Below are 26,134 nucleotides of genomic sequence, written 5' to 3' on the forward strand. Positions count from 1 at the left end.
CGATAGATTCGGCTGATCGGGAGGGCGGCCACGGTCGCTCCTGCGCGCGAGACGGAGGCAGGCGACGATGACAACGGTCCGGGACGCGACGTACGACGTGCTCCGCGCCCTCGGCATGACCACCGTCTTCGGCAACCCCGGTTCCACCGAGGAGCCGTTCCTGCGCGACTTCCCAGCCGACTTCCACTACGTCCACGCGCTGCACGAGGCCACGGCGGTGGCGATGGCCGACGGGTACGCCCAGGCCGCCGGCACCCCCGCGCACGTCAACCTGCACACCGCCCCGGGTGTGGGCAACGGCATGGGCAACCTGGTGACGGCCTGGCACAACAAGACCCCGCTGATCGTCACCGCCGGCCAGCAGACGCGGGAAATGCTGCTGCTGGAGCCCCGACTGACCAACCGGCGAGCCGTCCAGCTGCCCGAGCCGTACGTCAAGTGGAGCTACGAGCCGGTCCGCGCGCAGGACATCCCGGCGGCGCTGCTGCGGGCGTACGCGACAGCCGTGCAGCCCCCGGTCGGGCCCGTCTTCCTCTCCCTGCCGATGGACGACTGGGCCCAGCCCGCCGAGGCGCCGCCCGCACCGCGCTCGGTGGCGACCCGATTCGCGCCGGACCCGCAGCGGTTGGCGACCTTCGCCCGCATACTGGCCGACAGCCGTGACCCGGTACTGGTGTTCGGGCCCGGCGTCGACCGCTCCGGCAGTTGGCCGGAGGCCGTCGCGCTGGCCGAGCGGCTGGCCGCACCGGTGTGGTCCGCCCCGGCGCCGGAGCGGGCCGTGTTCCCGGAGGACCACCCGCAGTTCCGGGGCGTCCTGCCGTTCGCGATCGGACCACTGGCGGAGGCGCTGCACGGGCACGACACCGTCCTGGTCGTCGGCGCGCCGGTGTTCCGCTACTACCCGCACGTGCCGGGCGACCACCTGCCCGAGGGCGCCCGGCTGCTACACGTCACGGACGACCCGGACGAGGCGGCCCGAGCCCCGGTCGGCGACAGCCTGCTCGGCGACCCCGGACTGGCCCTCGCCGCCCTGCTCGACCTGCTCCCGGCCGCCGACCGTCGACCGCCGGCACCTCGGGCCGCCCCGACGCCGCCGGAGGTCACCGCGCCGCTGAGCGCCGACGCGCTGTTCGCCGCGCTGGCCGCGCACTGGCCCTCGGACGGCGTGCTGGTCCAGGAGTCACCGTCCAACCTGGCCGCGCTCCGCCGCCGCCTGCGCATCAACCGGCCGGCGTCGTACTTCACGATGGCCAGCGGCGGGCTCGGCTACGGCCTGCCGGCCGCGATCGGGGTGGCGCTGGCCGAGCGGGACACCGGGCGCGGCCGGCCGGTGGTGGCGGTGATCGGCGACGGCTCGTTCCACTACTCGGTGCAGGCGCTCTGGACCGCCGCGCGCCTGTGCCTGCCCGTCGTGGTCGTCGTCCCGATCAATCAGCAGTACGCGATCCTGAAGGCCTTCGCCGAGCTGAAGGACACCCCGGGGGTGCCCGGGCTGGACCTGCCGGGGCTGGACATCTCCGCGATCGCAGCCGGCTACGGCTGCGCCACCGAGGTGGTGCAGACCCCCGACGAACTCGGCGCGGCCCTCGCCACCGGCCTGCGCGCCGCGGGTCCCACCGTGCTGCCGGTGCCGATCAGCACCGACGTGCCCACGATCCTCTGACCAGGACCCGGACGCGGCACGGATGGTCGCCCGGCGACCGGGGCGCGGTACGGGCGGTCGGCGGCCAGGGCCCGGCGGGCATCACCGCGGGGCGATCGACAGCGGAGTGCCGCTGAAAACGTCCAGGACCGGCCGCGCCCCCAGCGGCGCGGCCAGGGTGACGGTGACCGGCTCCAGTTTGAGCACGGCGGTGCAGACGCCCGTGGACCGGGTGACCGCGCCGCCGACAATCACCACGTCCGGCCGTTCGGAGACCAGCGGGGTGATGCCGGTGTCGCAGGCGTTCACGCCCAGGCGCACGGTCAACCGAGCGCCGTCCACCGCCGCGAGATCCTGGGCACCCACCAACCCGTCCGGCAGCGGCTGCGTCGGTGGGGGCGCCGAGGGGACCGGTGTGACTGCCGTCGGCGCTACGGCGAGTTGGGCCACCGGGGCGGCCAGCTCCTCCACCGTGAACAACCAGGCCGGTACCTGCGCCTCGCCTCGACTCGTCCGGACCGGTACGGCACCGAGGGTCACCCCGGTGACCGTCAGCGGAAGGCAGGCCGTCTCCGTCGGGCTGGTCGCCCAGCCGTTCGGCCCAGGCTCGACTGTCGGACCGCCGGGGGTCGGCCGGCCGGGTCGCTTCGGCCGTCCCGGGCAGGGCAGCGGGTCACCCTGGTCGAGCTGCCGGTACGCCTCGGCCGCGCTGACCAGCGGCAGCGTCAACCGGCCGTCCGGGAAGCGGATCTCGGCACCGACACGGGTGGGCGGGATGGCGACCTGCGCGCGGTACCAACCGGCCCGGAAGGCCGTCTCGGTGTGGGGCGTGAAGCGTGGGTCACCGGTGAGCACGGTCGGTCCCTGCAGAGGGACGTACCCGTCATGCCAGGCCGGACCGGGCCGCCACGCCGCGGCGACCGCGGTGGCCCGCTCGTCGAACGCACGGTTGGTCGACGCGGTGGGGCCGACGGCCGGGTCGGCCCCGGTCGCGGCGCAGCCCACCATGGACAGCAGAGGCAGTACGAGCAGCAGAACCGGTCGGCGCATGCCGGGTTGGACGGCGTCGGCGAGCCGTGGGTTCCGCCGTCGACTCAGGTCTCGCGGCACCCCCTCGGCCCGCGACGGCACGGTGTCGGCGGCGGACCGTTCAGGCGTTCGCCAGTCGGCGGAGTTCGGCGGCGACGGCGCGAGCCCCGGGCGCGGCCGCGGCACCACCGGCAACGAACGCGTCGGCCAGTGCGCGCAGCTCGGACGGCGGCAGGATGGACAGGCCCATGCCCCGCAGCGGGATCGTGGCCCGCTCCCCGCTGACCCGATCGGTGACGACGATGGCCGACCGGTCCCCACGGGCCGGAGCGTCCTCCCCCGTCTCGCGGTACGACCCGGGGTCGACGGCGGCGGTGGCGAGATCGACGGTACGGCTGCGCAGGGCACCCCGCACGTGCACGCGGGTGCCGTCCAACCACGCGGCCGTCCGCAGCACCCGCAGCACCAGGTAGACGCCGAGCAGGACGAACGGAAGCCCGCAGAGCCCGGGAAACAACCCCCGCCCCGGGTCGCCCCCGGACTCCCGCAGGGCGGGCGGGAGCATTCCCGGCGGTAGATCGCGAGCGTCCTCGTAGGAGGCGAACCCGTCCCCCGGACCGGTAAGGCGACGCAGCAGCCCGCCGGCGAGCAGGGGTACCAGCACGAACGCCGCACCGATCGCCGCGACGAGCACCCCCGTCACCACCGCGAGCGTGCGCTGACCGGCCGACGCGCCGACCGACAGGCGCAGTTCCTGGTTCGCCACAGCGGCAGCGTAGGCGGCGACGACCCCACCCCGCCGCCCGGCACCGGTCCCGAGCGCGCCGCGGTGATCGACTCCACGGGTGACATCGGCCGGATACGACGATGCGCCCCGGCCGGTCGGCCGGGGCGCATCGCTTCGAGGTGGTGGAGGTGCCGGGAATCGAACCCGGGTCCTTCGCCGGTTTGTCAGGGCTTCTCCGAGCGCAGCTCGCTGTGCCTCTACTCGGCCCCACCGCTCACGCGAGCAAGTTGGTGTGACGGGCCCAGTCGCTGATTGATCTCGCCGCACGGACCCCGCGACCGGGTCCGATTGGCCAGCCTTCTAGCTGATGCCGGCTACTGGGACGAAGGCGTTCCCAGGCCGACAGACTTAGCTACTCGCCTCAGGCGGCGAGAGCGAAGTCAGCGCGATTGCTCTTGGCGCTTATAAGTTTCCGACGACCGATTCTCGAGACGACGTCGGCTTCCTCGGCTCGCTTCCCCTGTCGCTGCGTACGAAGTCGAAACCAGTCACCCCCTCGACAGGCCGCCGATGTGGCGGCACTGACAAGAATAACGCCTGCCGCAACAGCTTTCATCCCGAGCCCCGAGTCGGCGCGCCGACCTGGACAAACGTGATGAATCAGTCGTCCATTCCCTTGCCGCGCCGACCGGACACCCGGGCGATCTCCCGGTCCGCGTCGCGCTTGGCGAGGTCCTGGCGCTTGTCGTACGACTTCTTGCCCTTGGCCAGGGCGATCTCGACCTTGGCCCAGCCGTCGGAGAAGTAGACCTGCAACGGGACGATCGTCAGACCGCCCTCACGGGTCTTGCCGACGAGCTTGTCGATCTCACCGCGGTTGAGCAGCAGCTTGCGCGTACGCCGGGGCTCGTGGTTGGTCCACGTGCCCTGGGTGTACTCCGGGATGTGCATCGCGTGCAGGTACAGCTCGCCGTCGCGCTCCTGGGCGAACGCGTCGACGAGCGACGCCCGCCCGGCCCGCAGCGACTTGACCTCGGTGCCGGTCAGCGCCATACCCGCCTCGTACGTGTCGAGGATCGCGTAGTCGTGGCGCGCCTTCTTGTTGGAGGCGACCACCTTGCGCCCCTTTTCCCGTGGCATCGGCGCCACCCCCTCCCCTGGTCCGTCCGACGCCGGGGCCACCCCGGCCGGACAACCGATCATGCTACCCGAATGAGGCTTATTCGGGCTCTGGCCGTCGGGCAAGTCGCGCCATCGCGGGGGCCGCCCGAATAAGCCTCATTGACAAGGACCCTCCCGCGCCGTTTATTCCGGCTGCGGGAGGGTCCCCGAAAGCGACGGGCGCGACCCGTACGACCCTAGACCCGCAGGTAGAAGCGCAGGGTGATCCAGGCGGTGGCGGCACTGACCAGGCCACCGACGATTGCCATGAACGGGAAGATGAACAGGATGTCGCCCCAGCTGATCGGCGACAGCAGGCCCTGCAACGCCTTGAGTGACCCGTCGAAGAGCAGATATTTCGCTGCCACCAGGGCCACCAGGCCGAGCAGTGCGCCGATCAGGCCGGCCACGACGGCCTCCAGCACGAACGGTGCCTGGATGAACCAGTTGGACGCGCCGACCAGCTTCATGACCGCCACCTCGCGCCGCTTGCTGTACGCGGCGACCTGGATGGTGTTGGCCACCAGGAGCAGTGCGGCGATGGCCATCACGACCGCGGCGGCCAGAGCGATGTTCTGGATCGCGGTGAGGACGTCGAAGATCTTGTCCAGGAGCCGGCTCTGGTCGACGATCTCGTCGACGCCCTCGGTCTCCTTGTACTGGTCGTAGATGTTCTTGTACTGCTCCGGGTTGTTCAGCTTGAGTCGGAACGACTCCGGCAGCTGATCCGGCTTGACCGCGTTGACCAGGTCCGGCGCGTCCTGGTACATCTCCTGGAACTTCTTGTACGCCTCGTCCTTGTTGACGTAGATGACTTCCTTGACCAGGGGGTCGTTCTTCAACTTGTCGTTCAGGTCGGTGCGCTGCTGCTCGCTCACCTCCTGGCTCAGGAAGATCGAGACCTCGATGTTCTTGTAGTAGAGGTCCTTCATGTCGTCAACCTGGCGGTACATGAGACCGCTGGCACCGAGCATGGTCAGCGAGACCGCCATCGTGATGATCATCGCGACGGTCATGGTCACGTTGCGCCACAGTCCGACCAGTACCTCGGACAGGACGTATTTCACGCGCATCGGGTTTTCCTCCGGGTCTCCGGCATGAAGTGTTCGTCGTCAGGCTGCGAAAGGGGTGAGCGCCGGCTCACCCGTAGACGCCGCGGGCCTGGTCACGCACGATGCGGCCGCTCTCGATCTCGATGACGCGGCGGCGCATCTGGTTCACGATGTTGGAGTCGTGGGTGACCATCACGACGGTCGTGCCGGTGCGGTTGATCCGGTCCAGCAGGCGCATGATCTCGATCGAGGTGTCCGGGTCCAGGTTTCCCGTCGGCTCGTCCGCCAGCAGGATCAGCGGACGGTTCACGAACGCCCGGGCGACGGCGACCCGCTGCTGCTCACCACCGGAGAGCTCGTGCGGGTAGCGGTGCTCCTTGCCACCGAGCCCTACCAGCTCCAGCACCTCCGGCACGACCCGGCGAGCAACCGCCTTGGTCTTGCCGATCACCTCGAGAGCGAACGCCACGTTCTCGTAGGCGGTGCGGTTCGGCAGCAGCCGGAAGTCCTGGAAGACGCAGCCGATCGAACGCCGGAAGTGGGGTCGCTTCCAGGAGCGCATCGACGTGACGTCCTTGCTGTTGACGATGACGCGCCCCTTGTTGGGGGTCACCTCGTGCAGCAGCATCTTGATGATCGTGGACTTGCCGGAGCCGGATGGACCGATGAAGAAGACGAACTCGCCCTTCTCGATCGAGACGGACACGTTGTCGAGCGAAGGCCGGGACGCCTTCGGGTACGTCTTCGTCACTTGCTCAAGCTGAATCACGGGTCGTGAGTCTACGCGGTGTAACAACTGAGCCAAGCCCCACGCCCCGCAGAAGGGGCGCGCGTCGTCGATTCAGGTTCTCACCTGGAGATCGGCGACGCGCTCCGCCCACACGCCGTCACGCACTGTCGCTGGCGAGCTGACGCTGCTTACGCCAACGAATACCGGCCTCGATGAAACCGTCCAGTTCGCCGTCGAAGACCGCGCTCGGATTGCCGGTCTCCTGCTCGGTTCGCAAATCCTTCACCATCTGATACGGGTGCAGGACGTACGAGCGCATCTGGTCGCCCCACGAGCCGGCGGCGTTCTCCTTCAGGCCCTCCAGCTTGGCCTGCTCCTCCTGGCGCTTGCGCTCCAACAGTCGCGCCTGGAGCACCCGCAGCGCGGAGGCCTTGTTCTGTAGCTGGGACTTCTCGTTCTGGCAGGTAACCACGATGCCGGTGGGGATGTGGGTGAGCCGGACCGCCGAGTCGGTGGTGTTGACGCTCTGCCCACCCGGGCCCGAGGACCGGTAGACGTCGGTCCGGACCTCGTTCTCCGGGATGTCGATGTGGTCGGTCTGCTCGGTGACCGGCAGCACCTCGACGCCCGCGAAGCTGGTCTGCCGGCGGCCCTGGTTGTCGAACGGGCTGATCCGGACCAGCCGGTGAGTGCCCGACTCGACGCTGAGCGTGCCGTACGCGTACGGCACCTTGACCGCGAAGGTGGCCGACTTCAGGCCCGCCTCCTCGGCGTACGAGGTCTCGTAGACCTCGGTCGGGTAGCCGTGCCGCTCGGCCCAGCGCAGGTACATCCGCAGCAGCATCTCGGCGAAGTCGGCCGCGTCCACACCACCCGCGCCGGCCCGGATGGCGACCAGCGCCTCCCGGGAGTCGTACTCGCCGGAGAGCAGCGTGCGGACCTCCATCTCCTGGATGGCCTTGGTCAACCCGGTGATCTCGGCCTCGACCTCGGTCAGCACACCCGGGTCGGACTCGGCCTCGGCCAGTTCCAGCAGCACCCGGGCGTCGTCGAGCTGCGAGCGAAGGCTGCCCAGCTTGCTGATCTCGCCGTTGACGTACGACAGCTGCGAGGTCACCTGCTGAGCCTTGGCCTGGTCGTCCCACAGGTCAGGGGCGGACGCCTCCTGCTCCAGGCGGGCCTTGTCCTCGTGCAGCCGGTCCAGATTGAGGACGGCCTCGATGTTGCGCAGGGTCGCGTCGAGTTCCTTGAGCTGTTCGGCGTAATCGGCAGCGGTCACGACAGACAAGCCTACTGCGTTGTGGGAGGCACAGCTCGTTCCGTGTAGGCGAACCTGCCGGTGATCACCCGACCGGGGCGGACTTCAGCCACGACAGGGCCGCCTTGTGGTAGGCGACGGCGAACTCCAGCGCGCTGGCGTCGTACGTCTCGCCGTCCCGTTTGGCGTTCTTCACCTGTTCCCGGACCTGGGCGAGGGCCTCGGTGTGGTATTCGTTGGCCGAGGCGTACAGGCCCTTGAGCTGGCTGGACGAGTGGAGGTTGCCGAAGGCCATCCGGAGCGCGATCGGGTTGCGGATCGTGTCCCGCCCCGGGTTCTCCGCCAGCCAGCGGGAGAACGTCCGTTTCCCACTGGCGGTGAGCGCGTACGGCTGGCTCATGCGGGGGCCCGGCTTGCCGAGCCGCACGTACCCGCGCTCGGCCAGGACCGGCAACTCGCGGTAGACCTGACTGCGGGTCATCGACCAGTAGGGCGCCAGCCGGCGCTCTGCGGCGGCCATCAACTGGCCGCCTGTCATGGGACCCTCGTGGAGCAGCCCGAGGAGGGCCGCCGCCGTGGGGTTGACTCCGGATTCCGCCATGCCCGTTACGCTGCCACTTTGCGCTGCCGGCGTCCAGGATTTGCCAGTTTGCCACCCGACAGGTCTTCCTATGTGCACTGTCGGCGACAGACTGTCCGTTGAGGACTATCGATGGATGGTCGCCCTCGACCGACCGCCGGCGGCGCTGGGCGCACCGCCGGCGGGTCGCCGCAGGTCAGCCCATGTGGGGGTACGTGTGGTCGGTCGGCGGCACGAAGGTCTCCTTGATCGTCCGCGGTGACACCCAGCGGACCAGGTTCAGCCAGGAGCCCGCCTTGTCGTTGGTGCCGCTGGCGCGGGCGCCACCGAAGGGCTGCTGCCCCACCACGGCACCGGTCGGCTTGTCGTTGATGTAGAAGTTGCCGGCCGCGTACCGCATGCGCTCGCCGACCGCGTCGACGACCCGGCGGTCGGTGGCGAACACCGACCCGGTCAGCGCGTACGGGGCGATCGACTCAGCCTGCGCGACCACCTCGTCGAAGCGGGCGTCGTCGAACACGTGCACACCCAGGATCGGCCCGAAGTACTCGGTGGTGAACGTCTCGTGCGCGGCGTCGGAGCACTCGAAGAGCGTCGGCCGGACGAAGTAGCCGACCGAGTCGTCGGCCGTGCCGCCGGCCAGCACCCGGCAGCTGTCGTCACCGGCGATCAGGTCCAACGCCGCGGTGTGCCGGGCGAACGCCTTGTCGTCGATCACCGCGCCGCCGAAGTTGCCGAAGTCGGCCACGTCGCCGTAGGTCAGCGAGTCGGCGGTCGCGGCCAGACGGTCGCGCAGGCCACCCTCCCAGATCGAGCGCGGCACGTACGCCCGGGAGGCGGCCGAGCACTTCTGGCCCTGGTACTCGTACGCGCCGCGGATCAGCGCGGTGTGCAGCGCGTCCACGTCGGCGCTGGTGTGCGCGACCACGAAGTCCTTGCCGCCGGTCTCGCCGACCAGTCGCGGGTAGCCCCGGTAGCGCGCGATGTTGTCGCCGACGGTCTTCCACAACTGCTGGAAGACCGTCGTCGAACCGGTGAAGTGGATACCGGCCAGGTCCGGGTCGGCGAGCACGACGTCCGAGACCTCCTCGCCCCGGCCGGTCACCATGTTGATCACACCGGGCGGCAGACCGGCGGCCTCGAACAGCCGCATGGTGAAGTGCGCGGCGAACTGCTGGGTCGGGCCCGGCTTCCAGATCACGGTGTTGCCCAGCAGCGCCGGCGCCGACGGGAGGTTGCCGGCGATGGCCGTGAAGTTGAACGGGGTGACCGCGTAGACGAAGCCCTCCAGCGGGCGGTGGTCGAAGCGGTTCCAGACGCCGGGGGACGACGCCGGCTGCTCCTCGAGCAGACGCCGCGCGAAGTGCACGTTGAAGCGCAGGAAGTCGATGAACTCACAGGCCGCGTCGATCTCCGCCTGGATCGCGGTCTTCGACTGGCCGAGCATGGTGGCGGCGTTGAGCGTGTCCCGCCAGGGGCCGGCGAGCAGTTCGGCGGCGCGCAGGAAGATCGCGGCGCGCTCCTCGAACGGCAGTGCCCGCCACATCGGCGCGGCGTCCTTGGCCGCCTTGATCGCGGCGCGGGCATCGTCGTGGGTGGCGTGCGCGGTCACGCCGAGCACGTGGGCGTGCTTGTGCGGCTGCACCACGTTGATCGGGTCACCGGCCGCCATCCGCTGCTCGCCGGCGATGGTCATCGGCAGGTCGACACGCTCGGCGGCCAGCTCGGTCAGCCGCCGCTGGAGCCGCTCGCGGTCCGCGCTGCCCGGCTCGTAGTTGCGAACCGGCTCGTTGCGCGGCTCGGGAACGGAGAACACGGCATCCATCAAGGCTCCTGGCGATCTCGACAGCGGTGGCGAAACCGGACCCGCGGGCACCGACCGGATAGCCGGACACCGGACGCCGCGCGGGGTGGCCGAGCAGCGGCGGGACCTCCCGCGATTGTTTCACGCGAAGGTGCTGACCCTGCCGCCGCCGTCACCCGATCGCGAAGGACCGGCTGGCTCTCCTCCCCTTACCGCTCGCTGCTCGCCGTGGTGGGGCTGGGGCGATCCCTTACCGCTCAGGGTGGTGGGCTGGGGGGCGCGGTTCGTGGGGCCGTTGCGGCTTGTTCGGGGTACGTCGCTGGTGCGTACCCGTGGGGTGTGGCTCGTTCGGTGGGGGGCTCGGCGGTCCGCGTACCCTGAATGGTCGGTGACCTGGCGCCTCGAAGGGGAGACGATGACCAAGCAGCCCGGCCGCGACTCAGCCGCGGAGTCGGACCAGCCGGCGGTCGACGCGACCGGCCCGAGTGGCCGGCCCACCGGGGCGCCCGGAGCGGCGGTCCTCGTGCTGCTGGCGCTCGGCTGGCTGGCCGCCATGCTCTGGTCGACCCGGGAGGCCATCACCTCGGCGGCGGCCGGCATCACCGCGATCAGCCTCTCCGCGTTCGCCCTGCCCGGCGTGATCTCGGCCGCGCTGGTGGCCGGCGCGGCCACCGCGCTGGCCTTCAACGACCTGCTGGCCCGCCGGTACGGCGACTGGACCACCCTGCGCTTCGTCGGTGCGATCGGGGCCGGGATGCTGGTCGGGCTGGCCGCCGCGGTGGCGATCAACCTGACCTACTTCGACACCTCGACCACCAACGTGATCGCCGGCACCACCGCCGCCGCCGCGATCATCGGTGGAGCGATCGCGGGCGCACGGACCGCCCCGGCGGTCGGCGCGGTGGTGACCGCCGCGCTGGGCACGTTGATCTTCGTGGTGGCGTTCAGTCGTGCCCGGGACCCGCTGTTCGACCTGTTCGGCGCGGGCGACACCCAGCAGTCGCTTGTCGACGCGGCCAAGTGGGTGTCGCGCACCGAGTCGCTCCTGGGTGGCCTGCTGGCCGGGCTGCTCGCCTTCGGCTACCTCACCTGGGCACGGCGTCGCGCCGTACGGCGCGACCCGCGGACGCCCGCGCTGCGGTGGCCAGCGTACCTGCTCGCCGGTGCCGGGCCGGGTCTGCTCCTGCTGCTCGCCGAGGTGATCATCCGGATCGGCGGTCGGTCTCTGCTGGACCTGGCCAGCGCGCTCAGCGAGGCGGACGCGGTGGCGCAGACCTCGCTGGGCACCTCACGGGTGGACAACGGCATCTGGGTGCTCTTCGTGGGGGCGCTGACCGCGATCGTCGCGTTCGGCCGGACGCTCGGCCCAGCGCAGACCGACGACGATCCGGCCCCGACCGACCGACCCGGTTCCGAGTCGGCGACAACCGCGAACGCCACCGGCGAGGTCGAGCAAGACGAGCCGGACACGGCGGTCCGGGAAGCGGACGCCGACCCGGCCCGCTGACCGCTGCTCAGTCGGCGCTGCGCAGCAGGAGATCCAACTCCGTCACGTCGTACCACTCCAGCTCGTGATCCTCGGCGCCGTCGACGGTGAACTGCGCGTCCGGGTCGCCGGCGGCGGCCTCGGCCACCACGTCGGCCGCGGCGGCGACCTCCTCGACGGCCTCCGTGCCGTCCACGTGGATCGCCGCGACAGCGCCCACCGGAACGGTGTCGACCAACGTCACCATGCTGGAACCCAGCTCACCGTCGCCACGGCCGAGCGCGGCGGACGGCAGGTCGACCGAGACGACCACGCGGCGGCGGGGCGCAGCCGGATCGGCCCGGAGCAGGTGCAGGGCATCCTGCGCGGCCCGGGTGAACGCGACGTACTCCAACTCCTCCTCGTCGCCCTCGGCGTACCACTCGCGCAGCGCGGGCGTCACCGCGTGCGCGCTGTCGGCGGTCAGCCCCTGCTCACGCAGGCGGGCCAGCATCGGTACGGTCGCCGGCACGTACACCCGGACAAGCTCGTCGGTCACCGGTCGTCTCCCCGCTCGGTTCCGTGCCGGCGGTAGCCGGCACGGGCGCAGATCATGCCGCACGCCGTGACCGTCATACACCTCGCCTCCGGGTCGGTGGAAGTTTCCCGCCGGTGTGTCCGGCACCGGTTGGCAGTGGTGGCGGCTGGGCGACGAGCGCCGTCGGTGGCAAACTGAGGCAAACGACGTCAACCCCGGGGAGTTTCCGTGGAGCCGAGGTTCCTGCTGCTCTCCGACGTGGCTGCCGAGCTGAACGTGTCGGACTCGCAGGTCTACCACATGGTCCGCAGCGGAGAACTGCCGGCGATCAAGATCGGCGGACGCGGCCAGTGGCGGGTCGAGCGGGCCCGGCTGGAGGAGTACATCGCGCAGAAGTACGCCGAGACCGCTGACTGGGTCCGTGGTAACCCTCTCGTCGACCGCGATCCGGAGTAACCGCCCGAATCACTGCACCGTGATCAACTCCGGCTCACCGAACCGGGGCTGTTCGAGCCGCGTGGATACCGCCACCTCCAGGATCTGGAGTGGATCATGCCGACGATGTGGCTGGTTCGCAGACTTACCTCATTGACCAAGGCCGTTCTCTCGCTCAGAATCTAAGCAGTAGAAAGCAAGCGAAGGCAAACGCAAGATCGAGGGAGCAGCGATGAGCGAGCGGCGACCCCGGCCCTCCCAACCACCCGTACGCCTGCGCCCCGTCCCACCCATCGATCCGCCGTACCCGGACGAGACGTACTGGCCCGGGCCAACCCACGGCCAACTCGCTCTCGACCTCTTCGCCTCGACACGACCGGACCCGGTCCGGCCCGCGGAACGCCGCTCTGCCCCACGCCGGCCGACCGCGCGTCCGGGCAGCCAACCCGGCGCACCCCTGCCACCGGCGACCGCCCCCGAGGCCACCCGGGCCGCGCACCGCTTCGTCGGCACCTGCCTGGAGGTGGTCAACGGCTATCGGTCGCCGGCCCAGGTACGGCCCCTGCTCGACCCGGGCCGCGCCGTCGAACTGCTCACCGAACTCGCGCGGGCGACCGGGCGGGCCGGACCGGTGCGACGTCGGGCGGCGCGTCCGGCCCTGCGACTGCTACGGCTGCGGGTCTGCGCACCTCGGGAGGCCGCGGTGGAGGCGGCGGCTGTGGTGAGCGGCCTCGGTGGCCGGAGCTGGGCCATGGCGCTGCGCCTGGAACACCGGCGAGGCCGCTGGCTGTGCACCGCTCTGCACGTTCTCTGACCCCGCCACCGTGGTTGATCGACCCGACGTCCAGAGAATCGGGTCATCAACCTGCCACCGACACACCGACTTCCAGGAAGCCGAGTCGATCTCCCGCCCCGCCGCCGCAGGGCGACCACGCCGGCGGGGCGGGATCAGGCCAGGCGGGGCGGAGACGCCGATGGGCCCCGGCCTTGTCGGCCGGGGCCCATCGGGACGCGCGGTAGTTCAGTTGCCGCCGTTGGGCGCGCCGTGGCACCGCTTGTACTTGCGGCCCGAGCCGCACGGGCACGGCGCGTTGCGGGACGGGCCGTTGCCGGCGTCGGCCTGGCTGGGGGCCGGACGCCGCGAGCCCGCAGTCGGGAGCACCGGGCCACGCAGCCCCGAGGCCGGGCGCTGCGGGGCGGACGGCGCACTCTGCCCGGGTGCCGCCGGAGCGCCCTGGGCCGGGCGGCCCACACCGAGCGCCGGGGCCTGCTGCTGCTCCTGCTCGATGGCGGGGGCGCCGGGGCTGGCCTCGCCGTCGATGGTCGGAGCCGAGTACTGCAGGCCCTGCCGCTGCGGCGTGCGGTTGAGACCCTTGGCCCGGATCTCCACCGGCTTGTCGAGCAGCTTGACCTCTTCCGAGTCGGGGTCGGGCTCCGGCTCGGTGACCTGGACGTCCACGTTGTAGAGGAAGCCGACGGTCTCCTCCTTGATGCCCTCCATCATGGTGGCGAACATGTCGAAGCCCTCGCGCTGGTACTCCACGACCGGGTCGCGCTGGGCGTACGCCCGGAGGTTGATGCCCTCCTGGAGGTAGTCCATCTCGTACAGGTGCTCGCGCCACTTGCGGTCGATCACCTGGAGCAGCACCATCCGCTCGAGCTGGCGCACCCCCTCGGTGCCGAGCTCCTCCTCGCGGCGGTCGTACGCGGCGTTCGCGTCCTCCTTGAGGCGGGCGACCAGGAAGTCGGCGTCCATGCCGGCCCGGGAACCTCCGGCCTCCTCCTCCAGCTCCTCGATCGTCACGGCGACCGGGTAGAGCTGCTTGAGGCTGGACCAGAGCTGCTCCAGGTCCCAGTCCTCGCCGTAGCCGTCGGAGGTGGCACCCCGCACGTACGCCTCGACGGTGTCGTCGATCATGTTGCGGACCTGGTCGGAGAGGTCCTCGCCGTTGAGCACCCGCAGCCGCTCGGCGTAGACGACCTGGCGCTGCTTGTTGAGCACCTCGTCGTACTTCAGGACGTTCTTGCGGATCTCGGCGTTCTGGCCCTCGATCTGGGCCTGGGCGCTCTTGATCTGGCGGGTGACCATCTTCGACTCGATGGGCACGTCCTCCGGGATGTTGAAGCGCTCCATCACCGCCTCGACCGCGCCGGCCCGGAAGCGGCGCATCAGCTCGTCCTGCAGCGACAGGTAGAACCGGGACTCACCCGGGTCGCCCTGCCGGCCGGCGCGACCGCGCAGCTGGTTGTCGATCCGCCGGGACTCGTGCCGCTCGGTGCCGAGCACGTAGAGGCCACCGGCGGCGGCGACCTCGTCCGCCTCGGCGTCGCAGGCCTGCTTCCAGGTGGGCAGGACCTCCTCCATCGCCTTGGCGTAGTCCTCCTCGTTCTCCAGCGGGTCGAGACCCCGCTGGCGCAGCTCGTTCGCCGCGAGGAACTCGGGGTTGCCGCCGAGCAGGATGTCGGTGCCACGGCCGGCCATGTTGGTGGCGACGGTGACCGCGCCCTTGCGCCCGGCCTGGGCGACGATCTCGGCCTCCCGGGCGTGGAACTTGGCGTTCAGCACGTTGTGCGGGATGCCCCGGCGGCGCAGGAGCTGGGAGAGGATCTCGGAGTTTTCCACCGAGACGGTGCCGACGAGCACCGGCTGGCCCATCTGGTGCCGCTCGGCGATGTCCTCGATGACGGCGTTGAACTTGGCCTTCTCGGTCTTGTAGATGACATCCGGCCGGTCCTCGCGGACCATCGGACGGTGCGTCGGGATGCTCACGACGCCGACCTTGTAGACCTTGTTGAACTCGCTCGCCTCGGTCTGCGCCGTACCGGTCATCCCGGACAGCTTGTTGTAGAGGCGGAAGTAGTTCTGGAGGGTGATCGTGGCCAGGGTCTGGTTCTCCTGCTTGATCTCCACCCCCTCCTTGGCCTCGATCGCCTGGTGCATGCCCTCGTTGTAGCGACGGCCGTGCAGGATGCGACCGGTGAACTCGTCGACGATCAGGACCTCACCGTCGCTGACGATGTAGTCCTTGTCGCGCTTGTAGAGCTCCTTGGCCTTGATGGCGTTGTTGAGGTAGCCGACCAGCGGAGTGTTCACCGACTCGTACAGGTTGTCGATGCCGAGCCGGTCCTCGACCTTGGCGACGCCGCGCTCGGTGACCGCGATGGTGCGCTTGGAGTGGTCGACCTCGTAGTCGCCCTCGCCGTCCGTTCCGGGCTGGAGCCGGGCCACGACGCCCGCGAACTCGCCGTACCAGCGGGCCGAGTGCTCGGCCGGACCGGAGATGATCAGCGGGGTACGCGCCTCGTCGATCAGGATCGAGTCGACCTCGTCGACGACCGCGAAGTTGTGCCCCCGCTGGACCAGCTCGTCCCTCGACCAGGCCATGTTGTCGCGCAGGTAGTCGAAGCCGAACTCGTTGTTGGTGCCGTACGTGATGTCGCACTCGTAGGCGGCCTTGTGCTCGGTGGCCGGCCGGTTGGGCAGCACCACGCCGACGGTCAGCCCGAGGAACTCGTGCACCCGGCCCATCCAGGCCGCGTCGCGCTGGGCGAGGTAGTCGTTGACGGTGACCACGTGCACGCCGTCGCCGGAGAGCGCGTTGAGGTAGACGGCCATGACCGAGGTCAGCGTCTTACCCTCACCGGTCTTCATCTCGGCGATGTTGCCGAAGTGCAGCGCGGCGCCGCCCATCACCTGGACGTCGTACGGCCGCTGGCCGAGCACCCGGTCCGCCGCCTCGCGGGCCACCGCGAACGCCTCCGGCAGGAGGTCGTCGAGGGTCTCGCCATCGGCGAGCCGCTCCCGGAACTGCTCGGTCATGCCGCGCAGTTCCTCGTCGGTGAGGTTGACGTAGTCGTCCTCGATCGAGCTGACGGCGGCGGCGATGGCCTTGAGCCGGCGCACCATGCGGCCCTCGCCCGCGTTAAGGACCTTTTCCAGAATCGACACGGATCAACGCTCCCCTAGACAGTCTCGAACCATCGTAGGCGCAACATCGGCGCGATGGTCACTGGTGGCGGCGGTCCGCTCCACCGAACCCGACATAACACGCGCACGGGATGCGCCCGGGACGTTATCCGGTTACGCCCAGGGCGAACGTTCCGGCACGATGCACGGGTGGAGCCTGTGAAGATCGTCGAGGACGGGGTGCTGCTGCGACCCTGGCGGGACGCGGACGCCGACGGCGTACACCGCGCGTGCCAGGACCGGGACATTCAGCGTTGGACCACCGTACCGCGCCCATACCTTCTCGAACACGCCCAGGATTTCGTCACGCGGACGAGTCCGCAGGCGTGGGCGGACGGTACCGGGACGCCGTTCGCGGTCTGCGACGCGGACACCGGCGACCTGCTCGGCTCCTGCGGACTGATCTCCATCGACGGCGCCGGAACCGGTGAGATCGGCTACTGGACGGCCCCGTGGGCCCGCGGCCGGGGTGTGACCGTCCGGGCCACCCGGGCGGTGTCCCGCTGGTCCTTCGAGAAGCTGGGGCTACGCCGGATGCTGTGGCAGGCCGAGGTGGGCAACCACGCCTCCCGGCTGGTCGCGCTGCGGGCCGGGTTTCAGATCGACGGCCGGGTGCGGCGGGCGAACCCCGCGCCGGACGGCGACGCGGACGGCTGGATCGGCTCGCTGCTCCCCGGCGAGGTGCCCGAGCCCGGGACGCCCGGGCCGGCCGCCCGAGGCACCCTGGTGGCTCGCCGGGCCGCCGTCTTCGGCCGCCCACAGCCGACGCTGTTCGCCACCTCGGCAGGCGCTGAGCTGCGACTACGACCGATGGAGGAGCACGATCTGGACGCCGTGGTGCAGACCTGCCGGGACCCGGAGACGATCCGCTGGACCACGGTCCCGGACCCGTACGACCTCTCCGACGCGCGGGGATACCGGGGCTACGCCCAGGGCGCCTGGGCCCGGGGAGACTCCGCCTGCTTCGTGATCGCCGACCCGGACGACAGGTACGTCGGCACTCTGGACCTGCGGCTCTCCCCCGCCGACCCGCTGCTCGCGGACGTGGGCTTCATGGTCGCCCCGGCGGCACGCGGGCGGGGGTACATGCCGGCCGCGCTCCTCGCGCTCAGCGCCTGGGGCTTCACGACGCTGGGACTGGCGCGCATCGAATGGAAGGCGAACGTGGGCAACACCTCCTCTCGGCGGGCCGCCGAGAAGGCGGGCTTCACGTTCGAGGGGACGGCCCGGGGTGGGGTCCAGCACCGGGGTGAGCGGGTCGACACCTGGGTGGCCGCGCTGACCGCCGAGGACCTGACATGACGGACCCGCCGCCGGTCGTCGAGGCGCACGGGGTACGACTCCGGCCGTTCCACTCCGGCGACATCGCGGACCTCGTCGAGGGCTGCGCGGACCCGCTCAGCCAACGGTTCGTGTCCACCATGCCGTCCCCGTACACCGAGGTCGACGCCCGCTGGTGGGTCGAGGCCGGCGCGCCGTCGGTCTGGGCCGGCGGCGGCGCCGCGTACGCCATCGCGGACACGGTCACCGACCGGCTGCTCGGCGCCACCGGGTTGAGCAACCCGATGCCCGCCCGGAGTCAGGCGGACATCGGGTACTGGCTGCGGCCGGCGGCGCGGGGACGCGGACTGGCCACCGCCGCGACCCGCGCGCTGAGCGAGCACGCCTTCGACGCGGGAACGCGGCGGCTGGAGCTGCACACCGAGCCGGAGAACACGGCCAGTCAGCGGGTCGCGCTGGCCGCCGGCTTCCGCTACGAGGGCGTGCGCCGGTCCGCCGGTCAGGACCGGGACGGCGGACGGTACGACCTGCTGACCTGGGTACGCCTCTCCGACGATCCGCCCGGTCCGACCCCACGGCTGCTGCCGGACCTACCCGACGGGGTGCTCAGCGATCAGGTGGTGGTCGTGCGTCGGCTCGCGCCGGACGACGCGGAGACGATGTACGGGCTGCACAGCCGGCCGGAGGTGGTGGCCAACCAGGCCCCGCCGGTGCCGCCGACGCGCGAGTCGATCGGGCGACGCTGCCGGCTGGCGGAGAGCGCGTGGCTGACCGGTGACATCGCCCGGCTCCTGATCGTCGACGCGGCGACCGGCGAGCCGGCGGGCAGTTGCGGCCTGTCGTACACCGAGGTGTCCAGCGGCGAGGGGTCGATCGGCTACGCGCTGCTCCCGCGCTGGCGGGGGCACGGGTACGCCACCCGCGCGGTGCGGCTGCTCGCGGCGTGGGCGTTCGGGCCGGCCGGTTTCGCCCGGCTGACGGCCGGCACGGTGCCGGAGAACACCGCCTCGCACCGCGTGCTGGAACGGGTCGGCTTCCAGCACGAGGGCCTGCAACGCGGTCGTCTGCCCGGGCTGGCGGGCGCTCGCCTCGACGACCTGACCTTCGCTCTGCTGCCGACCGACCTGCGCTGACGAAGCATGGGGTCGTGCCGGGCGACCGGCACGACCCCATGCTCGGCGGGATCTGACCCTGCTCAGGTGTCGAGGGAGATGATGCCGTAGTCGTAGGCGTGACGTCGGTAGACGACGCTGGGGCGGCCGGTTTCCTTGTCCTGGAAGAGGTAGAAGTCGTGGCCGACGAGTTCCATCTGGAACAGTGCGTCGTCGATCGTCATGGGCTCGGCCGGGTGCACCTTCTCCCGGGCGATGTGCCACGGCTGGTCGTGCTCCTCCTCGACGCGCTCGGCGACGGCGGTGCCGGCGCGGGCGGCCGGTGCCGACAGCGGGGCGGCCACCAGGTCCGTGACCGGCAGGTCGGCGGTGGCGGCGGCCACGGAGATCGGCGCGTGGCGACCACGGTGTACGCGCCGGCGGTCCGCCGCGCGGCGTAGCCGGGTGTCGAGTTTCGCGATGGCGGCGTCGAGCGCGCTGTAGAAATCGTTCGTGCAGGCCTCGGCCCGGATCACCGGGCCACGGGAAACGCAGGTGATCTCCACCCGCTGGCAGTGATCGGCCTGGCGCGGATTGCGCTCGTGAAACAGCTCGACATCGATGCGAATAATCTTGTGGTCGTAGCGTTCGACCTTTGCGAGTTTCTCGGCTACGTGTACCCGGTAATGGTCCGGCACTTCGACGTTGCGGCCCTTGACCACGATGTCCACGTGACCTCCTTTTTTCGGACGTCTTCGATCCGGTTTCCCGGTCGTGCGCCGTAGGAAGACCCGCTGGCGTCGACCGGTCAGTACGGCTACGCCTCCTCTCACCGCCGGGGGCGGGATGAAACGACCTCCTACCCCCGACAGCGAAACGCTAACTCCTGTTCGCCCGGCAGTCACCCCATGTCGCCAAGACCGCCCGGAATTTTTCGCACCTCATACACCAACGGGTGAAACGGAAACACGGTCGGTTACAAGTGGTGCCTTTTTTCGGTCGCGGCGAGCACCGCCGCGACATTCGGTCGCCACCCGGTCGCGGTCAGCACCCGGGCCGCCGCGGCCAGGGTCACACCTGTGGTGACGATGTCGTCCAGCAGCACCACCACTGGCGCGTCGCCCGAGGTGCCGGGTCCACCGGACGCCCCGGAGCGGGGACGGAACGCCGCCTCGGCGGCTGCGGCACGGCCCGCGCTGTCCAGGGTCACCGAGTCGGGGCGGGGCAGGGCCCGCAGCGGGCGATGCACCCGCGCGGGCCAGCCGGCCCGGCTCAGCCGGGTCGCGCAGTGCCGGGCCAGCCGGTCCAGGTGATCGCCGTAGCGGGCACGTGCCGCCGCGGCGGTGTCCGGCACCGGCACCAGCGCCACGGGGCGCACCTCGCCGACCGCCACCGCGACCACCTCGGCCAGCAGCGCGCCGAGCGGCCGGGCCAGACCGTGCCGACCGTGCTCCTTGTACGCGATCAGCGCCTCGCGCAGCGGACCGGCGTACGGGCCGAGGGCGACGCAGCGCGGCAGGCCCGCCGGGGCGGGCGTGGGGCGGGCCGCCCGGGGGCGCAACGCGTCCAGCGCCGTCGCACAGGCCGGGCAGACTCCCTGTCGCATCGGCTGGTGACGCGCCCGGCAGCCGGCGCAGTCCGCGGGGAGGACCAGGTCGGCGAGGTCCGCCCAGAGCCCGCGCACGACGTCAGTAGAGGAAGAACGGAGCCGACGGGTTGCTCGGGCGGACTCCGGCCGGCGGCGCGGAGACGTCGCGGACGCGCTCGGGCTCGATCCGTTCGAACGGGCTGCTGCGGTACGCCACCTTGTTCGCCTCGTACATGTACGACCCGGTGGGCACCCGCACACTGCGGTTGGTGGGGTACGCCGTCAGGTGGTTGACCTTCGCGCCCACGTCGGTGCGCAGCGGCGTCTCCAGGGCGCCGTCCACGCTGATCTCGTAGATCGCCGGCTGACCGGCCGAGCCGGCCACCACCAGCCGGTCCTCCCCGATCCAGTCCACCGCGGTCAGATTGGTCAACGAGGTGACGAGTGCCCGGGGCGGGCCGATGGACACTCCGCTGCCGGAGCCGTCGAGGTTGAGCGCCGCGACGTAGAGCCGTCCGCCGGCGATCAACGCGATCCGCTGACCGTCCAGTGCGGAGGCCACCGCGGTGACCTCCGACGAGGGCAGGTTGAGCGGCACCTCCGACATGCGGGCGGCCTCGTCGAAGCGGTAGAGGCGACCGTCGGCCACCACCAGCCCCTGCGCGGGACGCGAGTCGGCGGTACGCAGCCAGACCGGGCGGCCGATCGAGGCGTACTCCCCGGCGCTGCGGCCGACCGCGGCCACGGTGTCCGCCCCGGCACCCACCGCGAGCCGCTGCCGGTCCCTGCCGCTCGTCACCACCAGCGCGGCGAGCACCCGGTTGACGCCCCGCGCGAGACCGGCCGACACGATGGCGCGATTGACCTCGGGCGTCAGCGGCACCGCACCGCTCGGCTCGCCGGCGAAGTCGAGCGGGCGGATCGCGCCCTCGTAGACGCCGTACCGCTGTGGGCTCTCCCGGACGGGGTAGAGCTGGTAGGCGGCCCGGCGCTCGTCGAGGTCCTGCACGGGCTGCGAGTTGTTCCGGATCTTCAGCTCCAGCTCGCCCGGCAGGTCACCCAGCGACCAGGCGAGCTGCGTGATCACCTGGTCGACCCGGCTCTGGTCGTCGCCGGACATGTCCAGGTTGACCTCCCACCGGTTGTTCGCGCCGGTGGCGTTGTTGATCAGCTCGGTGCCGTCGGGCAACCCGACGACACCCGGCCGCAGCCAGTCGGAGGGGCCGCCCACCAGCCAGCGCACGACCTCGTTGACCCGGCGCTCGTCCGGCACCGCGTACGGCAGGTAGCGCTGGTCCGGCACCAGCCGGGTGCGGTCGGAATTCCAGAAGTAGATCGACTCGTCCTGGTAGTACTGCTGGAGGGCCACGTCGCTGAGCAGCAGCACGTTCGGCGGGTCGAGCAGGTACTGCCCGGCGCGCTCGTCGCTGCCGGTGCCGCCGAGGGCCGCGCTGCGCAGCCGGAACTCGTACTGCGTCTCGGTCGCCACCGGGGGCGCCAGGGTGCCGTTCGTCCGCAGTACGCCGATCTGTTGCACCGTGATCTTGACGGTGGTGGTGGAGTCGCTGTTGAAGGTGAAGACCGTCTCGCGCAGCCGGACCACGGTCAGCGCGACCTCGCTGCCCTTCTTGTCCTGTAGGCGGGACTTGTGCTCGGGGGCGATGAACGCCTTCACCCGCTCGTACGCCCGGTCCGGCTCGCCGGCGGCGGCGGACAGGAAGTTGCGCACGAAGGCCGCGTTGTCGCTACCGCTGGCGTTCCGCGTCGGCGGTTCGCTACTGCGGCCGTTGCTCGATCCGGCCTCCGTCGCGGTGCCGGCCTTGCCGTCGACCCGTACGTCGGACGAGGCCGGGATGCCGCACCCCGCGCTGAGGAGCAGGGCCGCGCCGAAGGCGCCGAGCAGTGGTCGAGCCCTCACGAGCGCACCTCCTCCCGCTCGCCGCTGTCGGTCGACGCCGGGCCGATCGCCAGCGCCGGGCCACTGCCCGGGCCGATCGCCAGGGGGCCGCCGTCGCGCGGTCCGCCGAACGGAAGGGCAGCGTCGGCGGGTACCAGCCGCAGCGGCGACGTGGTGAGCCGGTCACCGGCGCGGGCCGGCAGGGTGAGGCGGAACTGGGCACCCTGGCCGGGCGCTCCCCAGGCCTCCAGCCAACCACCGTGCAGGCGGGCGTCCTCCAGACTGATGGAGAGGCCGAGCCCGGTACCGCCGGTCTGGCGGGCCCGCGACGGGTCCGCCCGCCAGAACCTGTTGAACACCAGCTTCTCCTCGCCCACCTTCAGCCCCACCCCGTGGTCACGGACGGTGATCGCCACGGCGGTCTCGTCGATGCCGAGGGTGATCAGCACCGGGCGGGCCTCGCCGTGTTCGACGGCGTTGCCGACCAGGTTGCGCAGCACCCGCTCGACACGGCGAGGGTCGACCTCGGCGATCACCGGGGTGCTCGGCAGGTCCAGCTCGATCTCCACGCCCACCCGCTCGGCGAGGCCGGCCAACCGGTCGACGACACGGTGCACCACCGGCACCAGGTCGGTCGGCTCGGCGTCCAGCATGGCGAAGCCGGCGTCGAACCGGCTGATCTCCAACAGGTCGGTGAGCAGCTCCTCGAAACGGTCCAGCTCGGCCTGGAGCAGCTCGGCGCTGCGGGCGACCGCCGGGTCGAACTCGTCGCGCTCAGCGAAGATCAGGTCGGCGGCCATCCGGACCGTGGTCAACGGAGTACGCAGCTCGTGCGACACGTCGGAGGTGAACCGCCGCTGCAACCGGGACATCTCCTCCAGGCGCAGGATCTGCCGTTGCAGGTTGGTCGCCATCTGGTTGAACGAGGCGGCCAGCAGCGCGAGGTCGTCCTCGCCGTTGACCACCATCCGCTGGTCGAGAAGGCCGGCGGAGAGCCGCTGGGCGGTCCGCGCGGCGACCCGGACCGGGTTGACCACGAGCCGGGTGACCAGGGCGGCGAGCAGCCCCAGCAGGATCACCAGGGCGATGCCGGTGCCGACGACGGTGGCGCGGGCGTCCGCGGCCGTGGCGTCCTGACGGGTCAGCGGCACCAGGTAGTAGAGCTCGATCTGCCCGAAGCGGGTCGGCACCGGGGAGCCGTAGACCAGGTACTTCGTCGGCTCGCCGGTGAGGCGGCCGGTCTGGATCTGGCTGGCCACCTTGCCGCCGGCGACGGCGGCCCGCAGCTCCTTGCTGATCAGGGGCTGGACGTTTGCCGCCGGCGCGGTGCGCGTCTGGATCATGGTGGGGTAGCCGGCGGCGGTGATGGCCACCACCACCCCGCTGGTCTGCTGGGGGTCGCCGCCGGCCAGGTAGTTGACCGTGCCCTCGATCGTCTCCTGGAGCTGCGCCTCCTGCGGCTGACCGTAGAGGGAGACCTGCTTGGCCGCGTACCCCGCGCCGCCCTTGAGGCGCAGTTGGACGTCGGTGCGCGCGTTGTCGAGCAGGATCGTCGTGATCTTGTCAGCGATCAGGTACGCGAAACCGCCCACCAACAGGCTGGAGGCGACCAGCGTAATGGTCACCACCCGGACCTGGAGCGAACGCCGCCAGGTCTGGTGCGCCCGGGCCAGCAGTCGCGCGACCCGCCCGCTCAGCACACGCCAGACCTCCCGGCCGGCGGCGAGCCGGCGGGCTGCGGTGGTCTGCGGGGGCGGGGGCGGCGAGGTCGACACAGTGTGACCAGGCTATCCGGTGCCCGCCTTGTAGCCCACGCCCCGCACGGTGAGGATGATTTCCGGCCGCTCCGGATCTGGCTCGATCTTGGCGCGCAGCCGCTGCACGTGCACGTTGACCAGTCGGGTGTCGGCGGCGTGCCGGTAGCCCCAGACCTGCTCCAGCAGGACCTCGCGGGTGAAGACCTGACGCGGTTTGCGGGCGAGCGCGACCAGCAGGTCGAACTCCAACGGCGTCAGCTTCACCTCCTCGTCGTTGCGGCTGACGGTGTGGGCGGGCACGTCGATGGTGATCTGGTTGCCGGGCGGACCGATGGTCAGCATCTCCGGCGCGACGTCCTCGCCACGGCGCAGCCGGGCCCGCATCCGGGCCACCAGCTCCTTCGGCTTGAACGGCTTGACCACGTAGTCGTCGGCGCCGGACTCGAGCCCGAGGACGACGTCCACGGTGTCGCTCTTGGCGGTAAGCATGACGATCGGCACGCCGGACTCGGCACGGATCGACCGCGCCACGTCGATACCACTCATTCCGGGCAACATCAGGTCGAGCAGGACAATGTCCGGCCGGCTGTCACGAAACGCGGCCAACGCCCGCTCGCCATCGGCCACGAACGAGGGCAGGAAACCCTCACTGCGCAGCACGATACCGAGCATCTCGGCGAGTGCGGGGTCGTCGTCGACCACCAGTACCCGGGCTCTCATGGGATTAATATTGCATCCCCGTTCAGATCGGTGGGACCGGCGTCACCCGGCACGGACAGCCTCATGATCCCCCCTCGACGCGGTCCGCCGCCACCACAGCTCGGACGGGTCGCGCCGCCGGTCAGCCGAAGAGCGCCCGGCCCCAGTGGTCGCCACCGTCGCGTACACCGGGCGGGCACGCGAACAGGCCGCTGGAGACGTGCCGCAGGTACTCGTTCATCACGTCGTGGCGGGCCAACTGGGTCTGGATCGGCACGAACTGCCGGCGCGGGTTCCGCTGGTAGGCGATGAAGAAGAGACCGGCGTCGAGCCGACCGAGGCCGTCCGAACCGTCGACGAAGTTGTAGCCGCGGCGCAGCAGGTGCGCGCCGTTGTTGCGGCTCGGGTGGGCCAGGGCGACGTGGGCGTGCTCGGCGATCAGCGGCTTGCCGTCGTCACCGCGTGCCGCAAAGTCCGGCTCGTCGAACTCCTTGCTGCGCCCGAGCGGGGCACCGCTGCCCTTGGTCCGACCGACGATCTCCTCCTGCTCGGCCAGCGGGGTCCGGTCCCAGGTCTCCACGATCATCCGGATCTTCCGGGTGACCAGGTACGACCCGCCCGTCATCCAGTCCGGCCCGTCGCCGGGCTGCACCCACAGCTGGTCGCGGAGCAGATCGGTCTCCTCGGCCTTGAGGTTGGCCGTGCCGTCCTTGAAGCCGAACAGGTTGCGGGCGGTCGCCTGGTCGCGGGAGGTCGACGAGGTACGGCCGAAGCCGAGCTGCGACCAGCGGACACTGACCACCCCCATGCCGATCCGCGCCAGGTTGCGGATCGCGTGCACCGCCACCTGGGGGTCGTTGGAGCACGCCTGCACGCACAGGTCACCGCCGGAGATCGGGGCCTGCAACGCGTCGCCGGGGAACCTGGGCAGCTCCGCGAGGGCGGCCGGGCGGCGGTCGGCGATCCCGAACCGGTCCCGCCCGTCGGCATCGCGGAACAGCGTCGGACCGAAGCCGATGGTCAGGGTGAGCTGCGACGGCGGGAGTCCGAGGGCCTCGCCGGTATCGTCCGGCGGGGCTTCCGGCATCCCGCCGACCGCCCCGAGGACACCCGCGTCACGGCCGGCCGTCATCCGGGCGGCGGCGGCCGTCCACTCCTCGAGCATCCCGACCAGGCGGGCCCGGTCCTTCGTGATGACGTCGAAGGCGACGAAGTGCAGCCGGTCCTGGGCCGGGGTGACGATGCCGGCCTGGTGCTCGCCGAAGAACGGCACCGCGCCCGCCGGATGGTCACTGGCTGCCGCCGGGCCACGGGAGTCGCCGACGAGCGCACCCGCGCCTGCGGCCACCCCGGCGACTCCGGCCACCCCCGCGCCGGCGAGCGTGATAGCCCGCCGACGGGTCAACCTGCGTACGCTCATCGACTCGACTCCC

General features: G+C 71.1%; 22 protein-coding genes and 1 other RNA gene. 6 read left to right on the plus strand and 17 right to left on the minus strand.

From position 1 onward, the window contains the following. The first annotated feature begins 67 nt into the window (after window positions 1-67). A complete protein-coding gene (mdlC, locus tag ACGFH9_RS23855) occupies window positions 68-1,663 on the plus strand; it encodes a benzoylformate decarboxylase (protein WP_393223036.1) in 1,596 nt (531 codons plus the stop codon). An 81-nt stretch (window positions 1,664-1,744) separates the two neighbouring features. On the opposite strand, the gene ACGFH9_RS23860 is transcribed toward mdlC, so the two are convergent. From ACGFH9_RS23860 to pruA, 9 genes are all read right to left on the minus strand, one after another. Further along, window positions 1,745-2,692: a hypothetical protein gene (locus ACGFH9_RS23860; protein WP_393223039.1), complete on the minus strand. Its 948-nt coding sequence runs from the start codon at window positions 2,690-2,692 to the stop codon at window positions 1,745-1,747. Window positions 2,693-2,792: 100 nt separating this feature from the next. Then, window positions 2,793-3,437 (minus strand): hypothetical protein, encoded by a 645-nt coding sequence (locus tag ACGFH9_RS23865; protein WP_393223041.1) that lies wholly within the window; start codon window positions 3,435-3,437, stop codon window positions 2,793-2,795. A gap of 141 nt (window positions 3,438-3,578) precedes the next feature. After that, window positions 3,579-3,954, minus strand: a transfer-messenger RNA (tmRNA) gene (gene ssrA / locus ACGFH9_RS23870). Window positions 3,955-4,058: 104 nt separating this feature from the next. Then, a complete protein-coding gene (gene smpB, locus ACGFH9_RS23875; RefSeq protein WP_124775313.1) occupies window positions 4,059-4,538 on the minus strand; it encodes an SsrA-binding protein SmpB in 480 nt (159 codons plus the stop codon). A gap of 218 nt (window positions 4,539-4,756) precedes the next feature. Continuing rightward, window positions 4,757-5,632 (minus strand): permease-like cell division protein FtsX, encoded by an 876-nt coding sequence (gene ftsX, locus ACGFH9_RS23880; protein ID WP_393223044.1) that lies wholly within the window; start codon window positions 5,630-5,632, stop codon window positions 4,757-4,759. A 67-nt stretch (window positions 5,633-5,699) separates the two neighbouring features. Then, window positions 5,700-6,380: a cell division ATP-binding protein FtsE gene (ftsE, locus tag ACGFH9_RS23885; RefSeq protein ID WP_007455859.1), complete on the minus strand. Its 681-nt coding sequence runs from the start codon at window positions 6,378-6,380 to the stop codon at window positions 5,700-5,702. A gap of 118 nt (window positions 6,381-6,498) precedes the next feature. Then, entirely contained in the window at window positions 6,499-7,620 is a 1,122-nt protein-coding gene (gene prfB / locus ACGFH9_RS23890; RefSeq protein WP_355052002.1) for a peptide chain release factor 2, read from the minus strand. Between the two features lie 64 nt (window positions 7,621-7,684). After that, on the minus strand, window positions 7,685-8,200 hold the full coding sequence (locus tag ACGFH9_RS23895) for a PadR family transcriptional regulator (RefSeq protein WP_355232719.1): 516 nt from the start codon (window positions 8,198-8,200) through the stop codon (window positions 7,685-7,687). A 175-nt stretch (window positions 8,201-8,375) separates the two neighbouring features. Continuing rightward, on the minus strand, window positions 8,376-10,004 hold the full coding sequence (pruA, locus tag ACGFH9_RS23900; protein WP_393223047.1) for an L-glutamate gamma-semialdehyde dehydrogenase: 1,629 nt from the start codon (window positions 10,002-10,004) through the stop codon (window positions 8,376-8,378). Between the two features lie 394 nt (window positions 10,005-10,398). On the opposite strand from pruA, the gene ACGFH9_RS23905 reads away from it, so the two are divergent. Next, the gene (locus ACGFH9_RS23905; RefSeq protein WP_393223050.1) at window positions 10,399-11,490 is read left to right on the plus strand and encodes a hypothetical protein; all 1,092 of its coding nucleotides are present in this window, start codon (window positions 10,399-10,401) and stop codon (window positions 11,488-11,490) included. 7 nt (window positions 11,491-11,497) lie between these two features. Here ACGFH9_RS23905 and ACGFH9_RS23910 read toward each other — a convergent pair whose 3' ends face one another. Further along, window positions 11,498-12,007 (minus strand): DUF6912 family protein, encoded by a 510-nt coding sequence (locus tag ACGFH9_RS23910; RefSeq protein ID WP_355624921.1) that lies wholly within the window; start codon window positions 12,005-12,007, stop codon window positions 11,498-11,500. Between the two features lie 207 nt (window positions 12,008-12,214). Between ACGFH9_RS23910 and ACGFH9_RS23915 the strand changes: the two genes are divergently transcribed. Further along, window positions 12,215-12,442: an AlpA family transcriptional regulator gene (locus ACGFH9_RS23915; RefSeq protein WP_053657286.1), complete on the plus strand. Its 228-nt coding sequence runs from the start codon at window positions 12,215-12,217 to the stop codon at window positions 12,440-12,442. Window positions 12,443-12,653: 211 nt separating this feature from the next. Continuing rightward, window positions 12,654-13,235 (plus strand): Rv3235 family protein, encoded by a 582-nt coding sequence (locus tag ACGFH9_RS23920; RefSeq protein WP_393223054.1) that lies wholly within the window; start codon window positions 12,654-12,656, stop codon window positions 13,233-13,235. A 207-nt stretch (window positions 13,236-13,442) separates the two neighbouring features. Here ACGFH9_RS23920 and secA read toward each other — a convergent pair whose 3' ends face one another. Next, the gene (gene secA / locus ACGFH9_RS23925) at window positions 13,443-16,370 is read right to left on the minus strand and encodes a preprotein translocase subunit SecA (protein ID WP_393223056.1); all 2,928 of its coding nucleotides are present in this window, start codon (window positions 16,368-16,370) and stop codon (window positions 13,443-13,445) included. Between the two features lie 168 nt (window positions 16,371-16,538). Here secA and ACGFH9_RS23930 point away from each other — a divergent pair, with 168 nt between their 5' ends. Next, a complete protein-coding gene (locus ACGFH9_RS23930; protein ID WP_393223058.1) occupies window positions 16,539-17,690 on the plus strand; it encodes a GNAT family N-acetyltransferase in 1,152 nt (383 codons plus the stop codon). Next, window positions 17,687-18,802 (plus strand): GNAT family N-acetyltransferase, encoded by a 1,116-nt coding sequence (locus ACGFH9_RS23935; protein WP_393223061.1) that lies wholly within the window; start codon window positions 17,687-17,689, stop codon window positions 18,800-18,802. The genes ACGFH9_RS23930 and ACGFH9_RS23935 overlap by 4 nt, the downstream gene beginning before the upstream one ends. A 62-nt stretch (window positions 18,803-18,864) precedes the next feature. On the opposite strand, the gene hpf is transcribed toward ACGFH9_RS23935, so the two are convergent. The 6 genes from hpf to efeB all read right to left on the minus strand — a co-directional run bounded on the left by hpf (window position 18,865) and on the right by efeB (window position 26,121). Continuing rightward, entirely contained in the window at window positions 18,865-19,491 is a 627-nt protein-coding gene (gene hpf / locus ACGFH9_RS23940; protein ID WP_355239790.1) for a ribosome hibernation-promoting factor, HPF/YfiA family, read from the minus strand. Window positions 19,492-19,736: 245 nt separating this feature from the next. Next, window positions 19,737-20,444: a ComF family protein gene (locus ACGFH9_RS23945; protein ID WP_393223064.1), complete on the minus strand. Its 708-nt coding sequence runs from the start codon at window positions 20,442-20,444 to the stop codon at window positions 19,737-19,739. Window positions 20,445-20,448: 4 nt separating this feature from the next. After that, on the minus strand, window positions 20,449-22,266 hold the full coding sequence (locus ACGFH9_RS23950; protein ID WP_393223067.1) for an LpqB family beta-propeller domain-containing protein: 1,818 nt from the start codon (window positions 22,264-22,266) through the stop codon (window positions 20,449-20,451). Continuing rightward, window positions 22,263-24,020, minus strand: a complete 1,758-nt coding sequence (gene mtrB / locus ACGFH9_RS23955; protein ID WP_393223070.1) for an MtrAB system histidine kinase MtrB — start codon at window positions 24,018-24,020, stop codon at window positions 22,263-22,265. Before mtrB ends, ACGFH9_RS23950 begins: the two co-directional genes overlap by 4 nt. Before the next feature lie 12 nt (window positions 24,021-24,032). Next, on the minus strand, window positions 24,033-24,722 hold the full coding sequence (gene mtrA, locus ACGFH9_RS23960; RefSeq protein ID WP_007455837.1) for an MtrAB system response regulator MtrA: 690 nt from the start codon (window positions 24,720-24,722) through the stop codon (window positions 24,033-24,035). Window positions 24,723-24,843: 121 nt separating this feature from the next. After that, on the minus strand, window positions 24,844-26,121 hold the full coding sequence (gene efeB, locus ACGFH9_RS23965; RefSeq protein WP_393223075.1) for an iron uptake transporter deferrochelatase/peroxidase subunit: 1,278 nt from the start codon (window positions 26,119-26,121) through the stop codon (window positions 24,844-24,846). Window positions 26,122-26,134: the final 13 nt, after the last annotated feature.

The organism is Micromonospora sp. NPDC049102, assembly GCF_043197485.1.
Lineage (GTDB): Bacteria > Actinomycetota > Actinomycetes > Mycobacteriales > Micromonosporaceae > Micromonospora.

Bases quoted from the DNA above. Each gene is read 5' to 3' on its own strand.
- mdlC (WP_393223036.1), top strand. From the start codon at position 68: ATGACAACGGTCCGGGACGCGACGTACGACGTGCTCCGCGCCCTCGGC.
- ACGFH9_RS23860 (WP_393223039.1), bottom strand. From the start codon at position 2,692: ATGCGCCGACCGGTTCTGCTGCTCGTACTGCCTCTGCTGTCCATGGTG.
- smpB (WP_124775313.1), bottom strand. From the start codon at position 4,538: ATGCCACGGGAAAAGGGGCGCAAGGTGGTCGCCTCCAACAAGAAGGCG.
- ftsX (WP_393223044.1), bottom strand. From the start codon at position 5,632: ATGCGCGTGAAATACGTCCTGTCCGAGGTACTGGTCGGACTGTGGCGC.
- ACGFH9_RS23895 (WP_355232719.1), bottom strand. From the start codon at position 8,200: ATGGCGGAATCCGGAGTCAACCCCACGGCGGCGGCCCTCCTCGGGCTG.
- pruA (WP_393223047.1), bottom strand. From the start codon at position 10,004: ATGGATGCCGTGTTCTCCGTTCCCGAGCCGCGCAACGAGCCGGTTCGC.
- ACGFH9_RS23905 (WP_393223050.1), top strand. From the start codon at position 10,399: ATGACCAAGCAGCCCGGCCGCGACTCAGCCGCGGAGTCGGACCAGCCG.
- ACGFH9_RS23920 (WP_393223054.1), top strand. From the start codon at position 12,654: ATGAGCGAGCGGCGACCCCGGCCCTCCCAACCACCCGTACGCCTGCGC.
- ACGFH9_RS23935 (WP_393223061.1), top strand. From the start codon at position 17,687: ATGACGGACCCGCCGCCGGTCGTCGAGGCGCACGGGGTACGACTCCGG.
- mtrA (WP_007455837.1), bottom strand. From the start codon at position 24,722: ATGAGAGCCCGGGTACTGGTGGTCGACGACGACCCCGCACTCGCCGAG.
- efeB (WP_393223075.1), bottom strand. From the start codon at position 26,121: ATGAGCGTACGCAGGTTGACCCGTCGGCGGGCTATCACGCTCGCCGGC.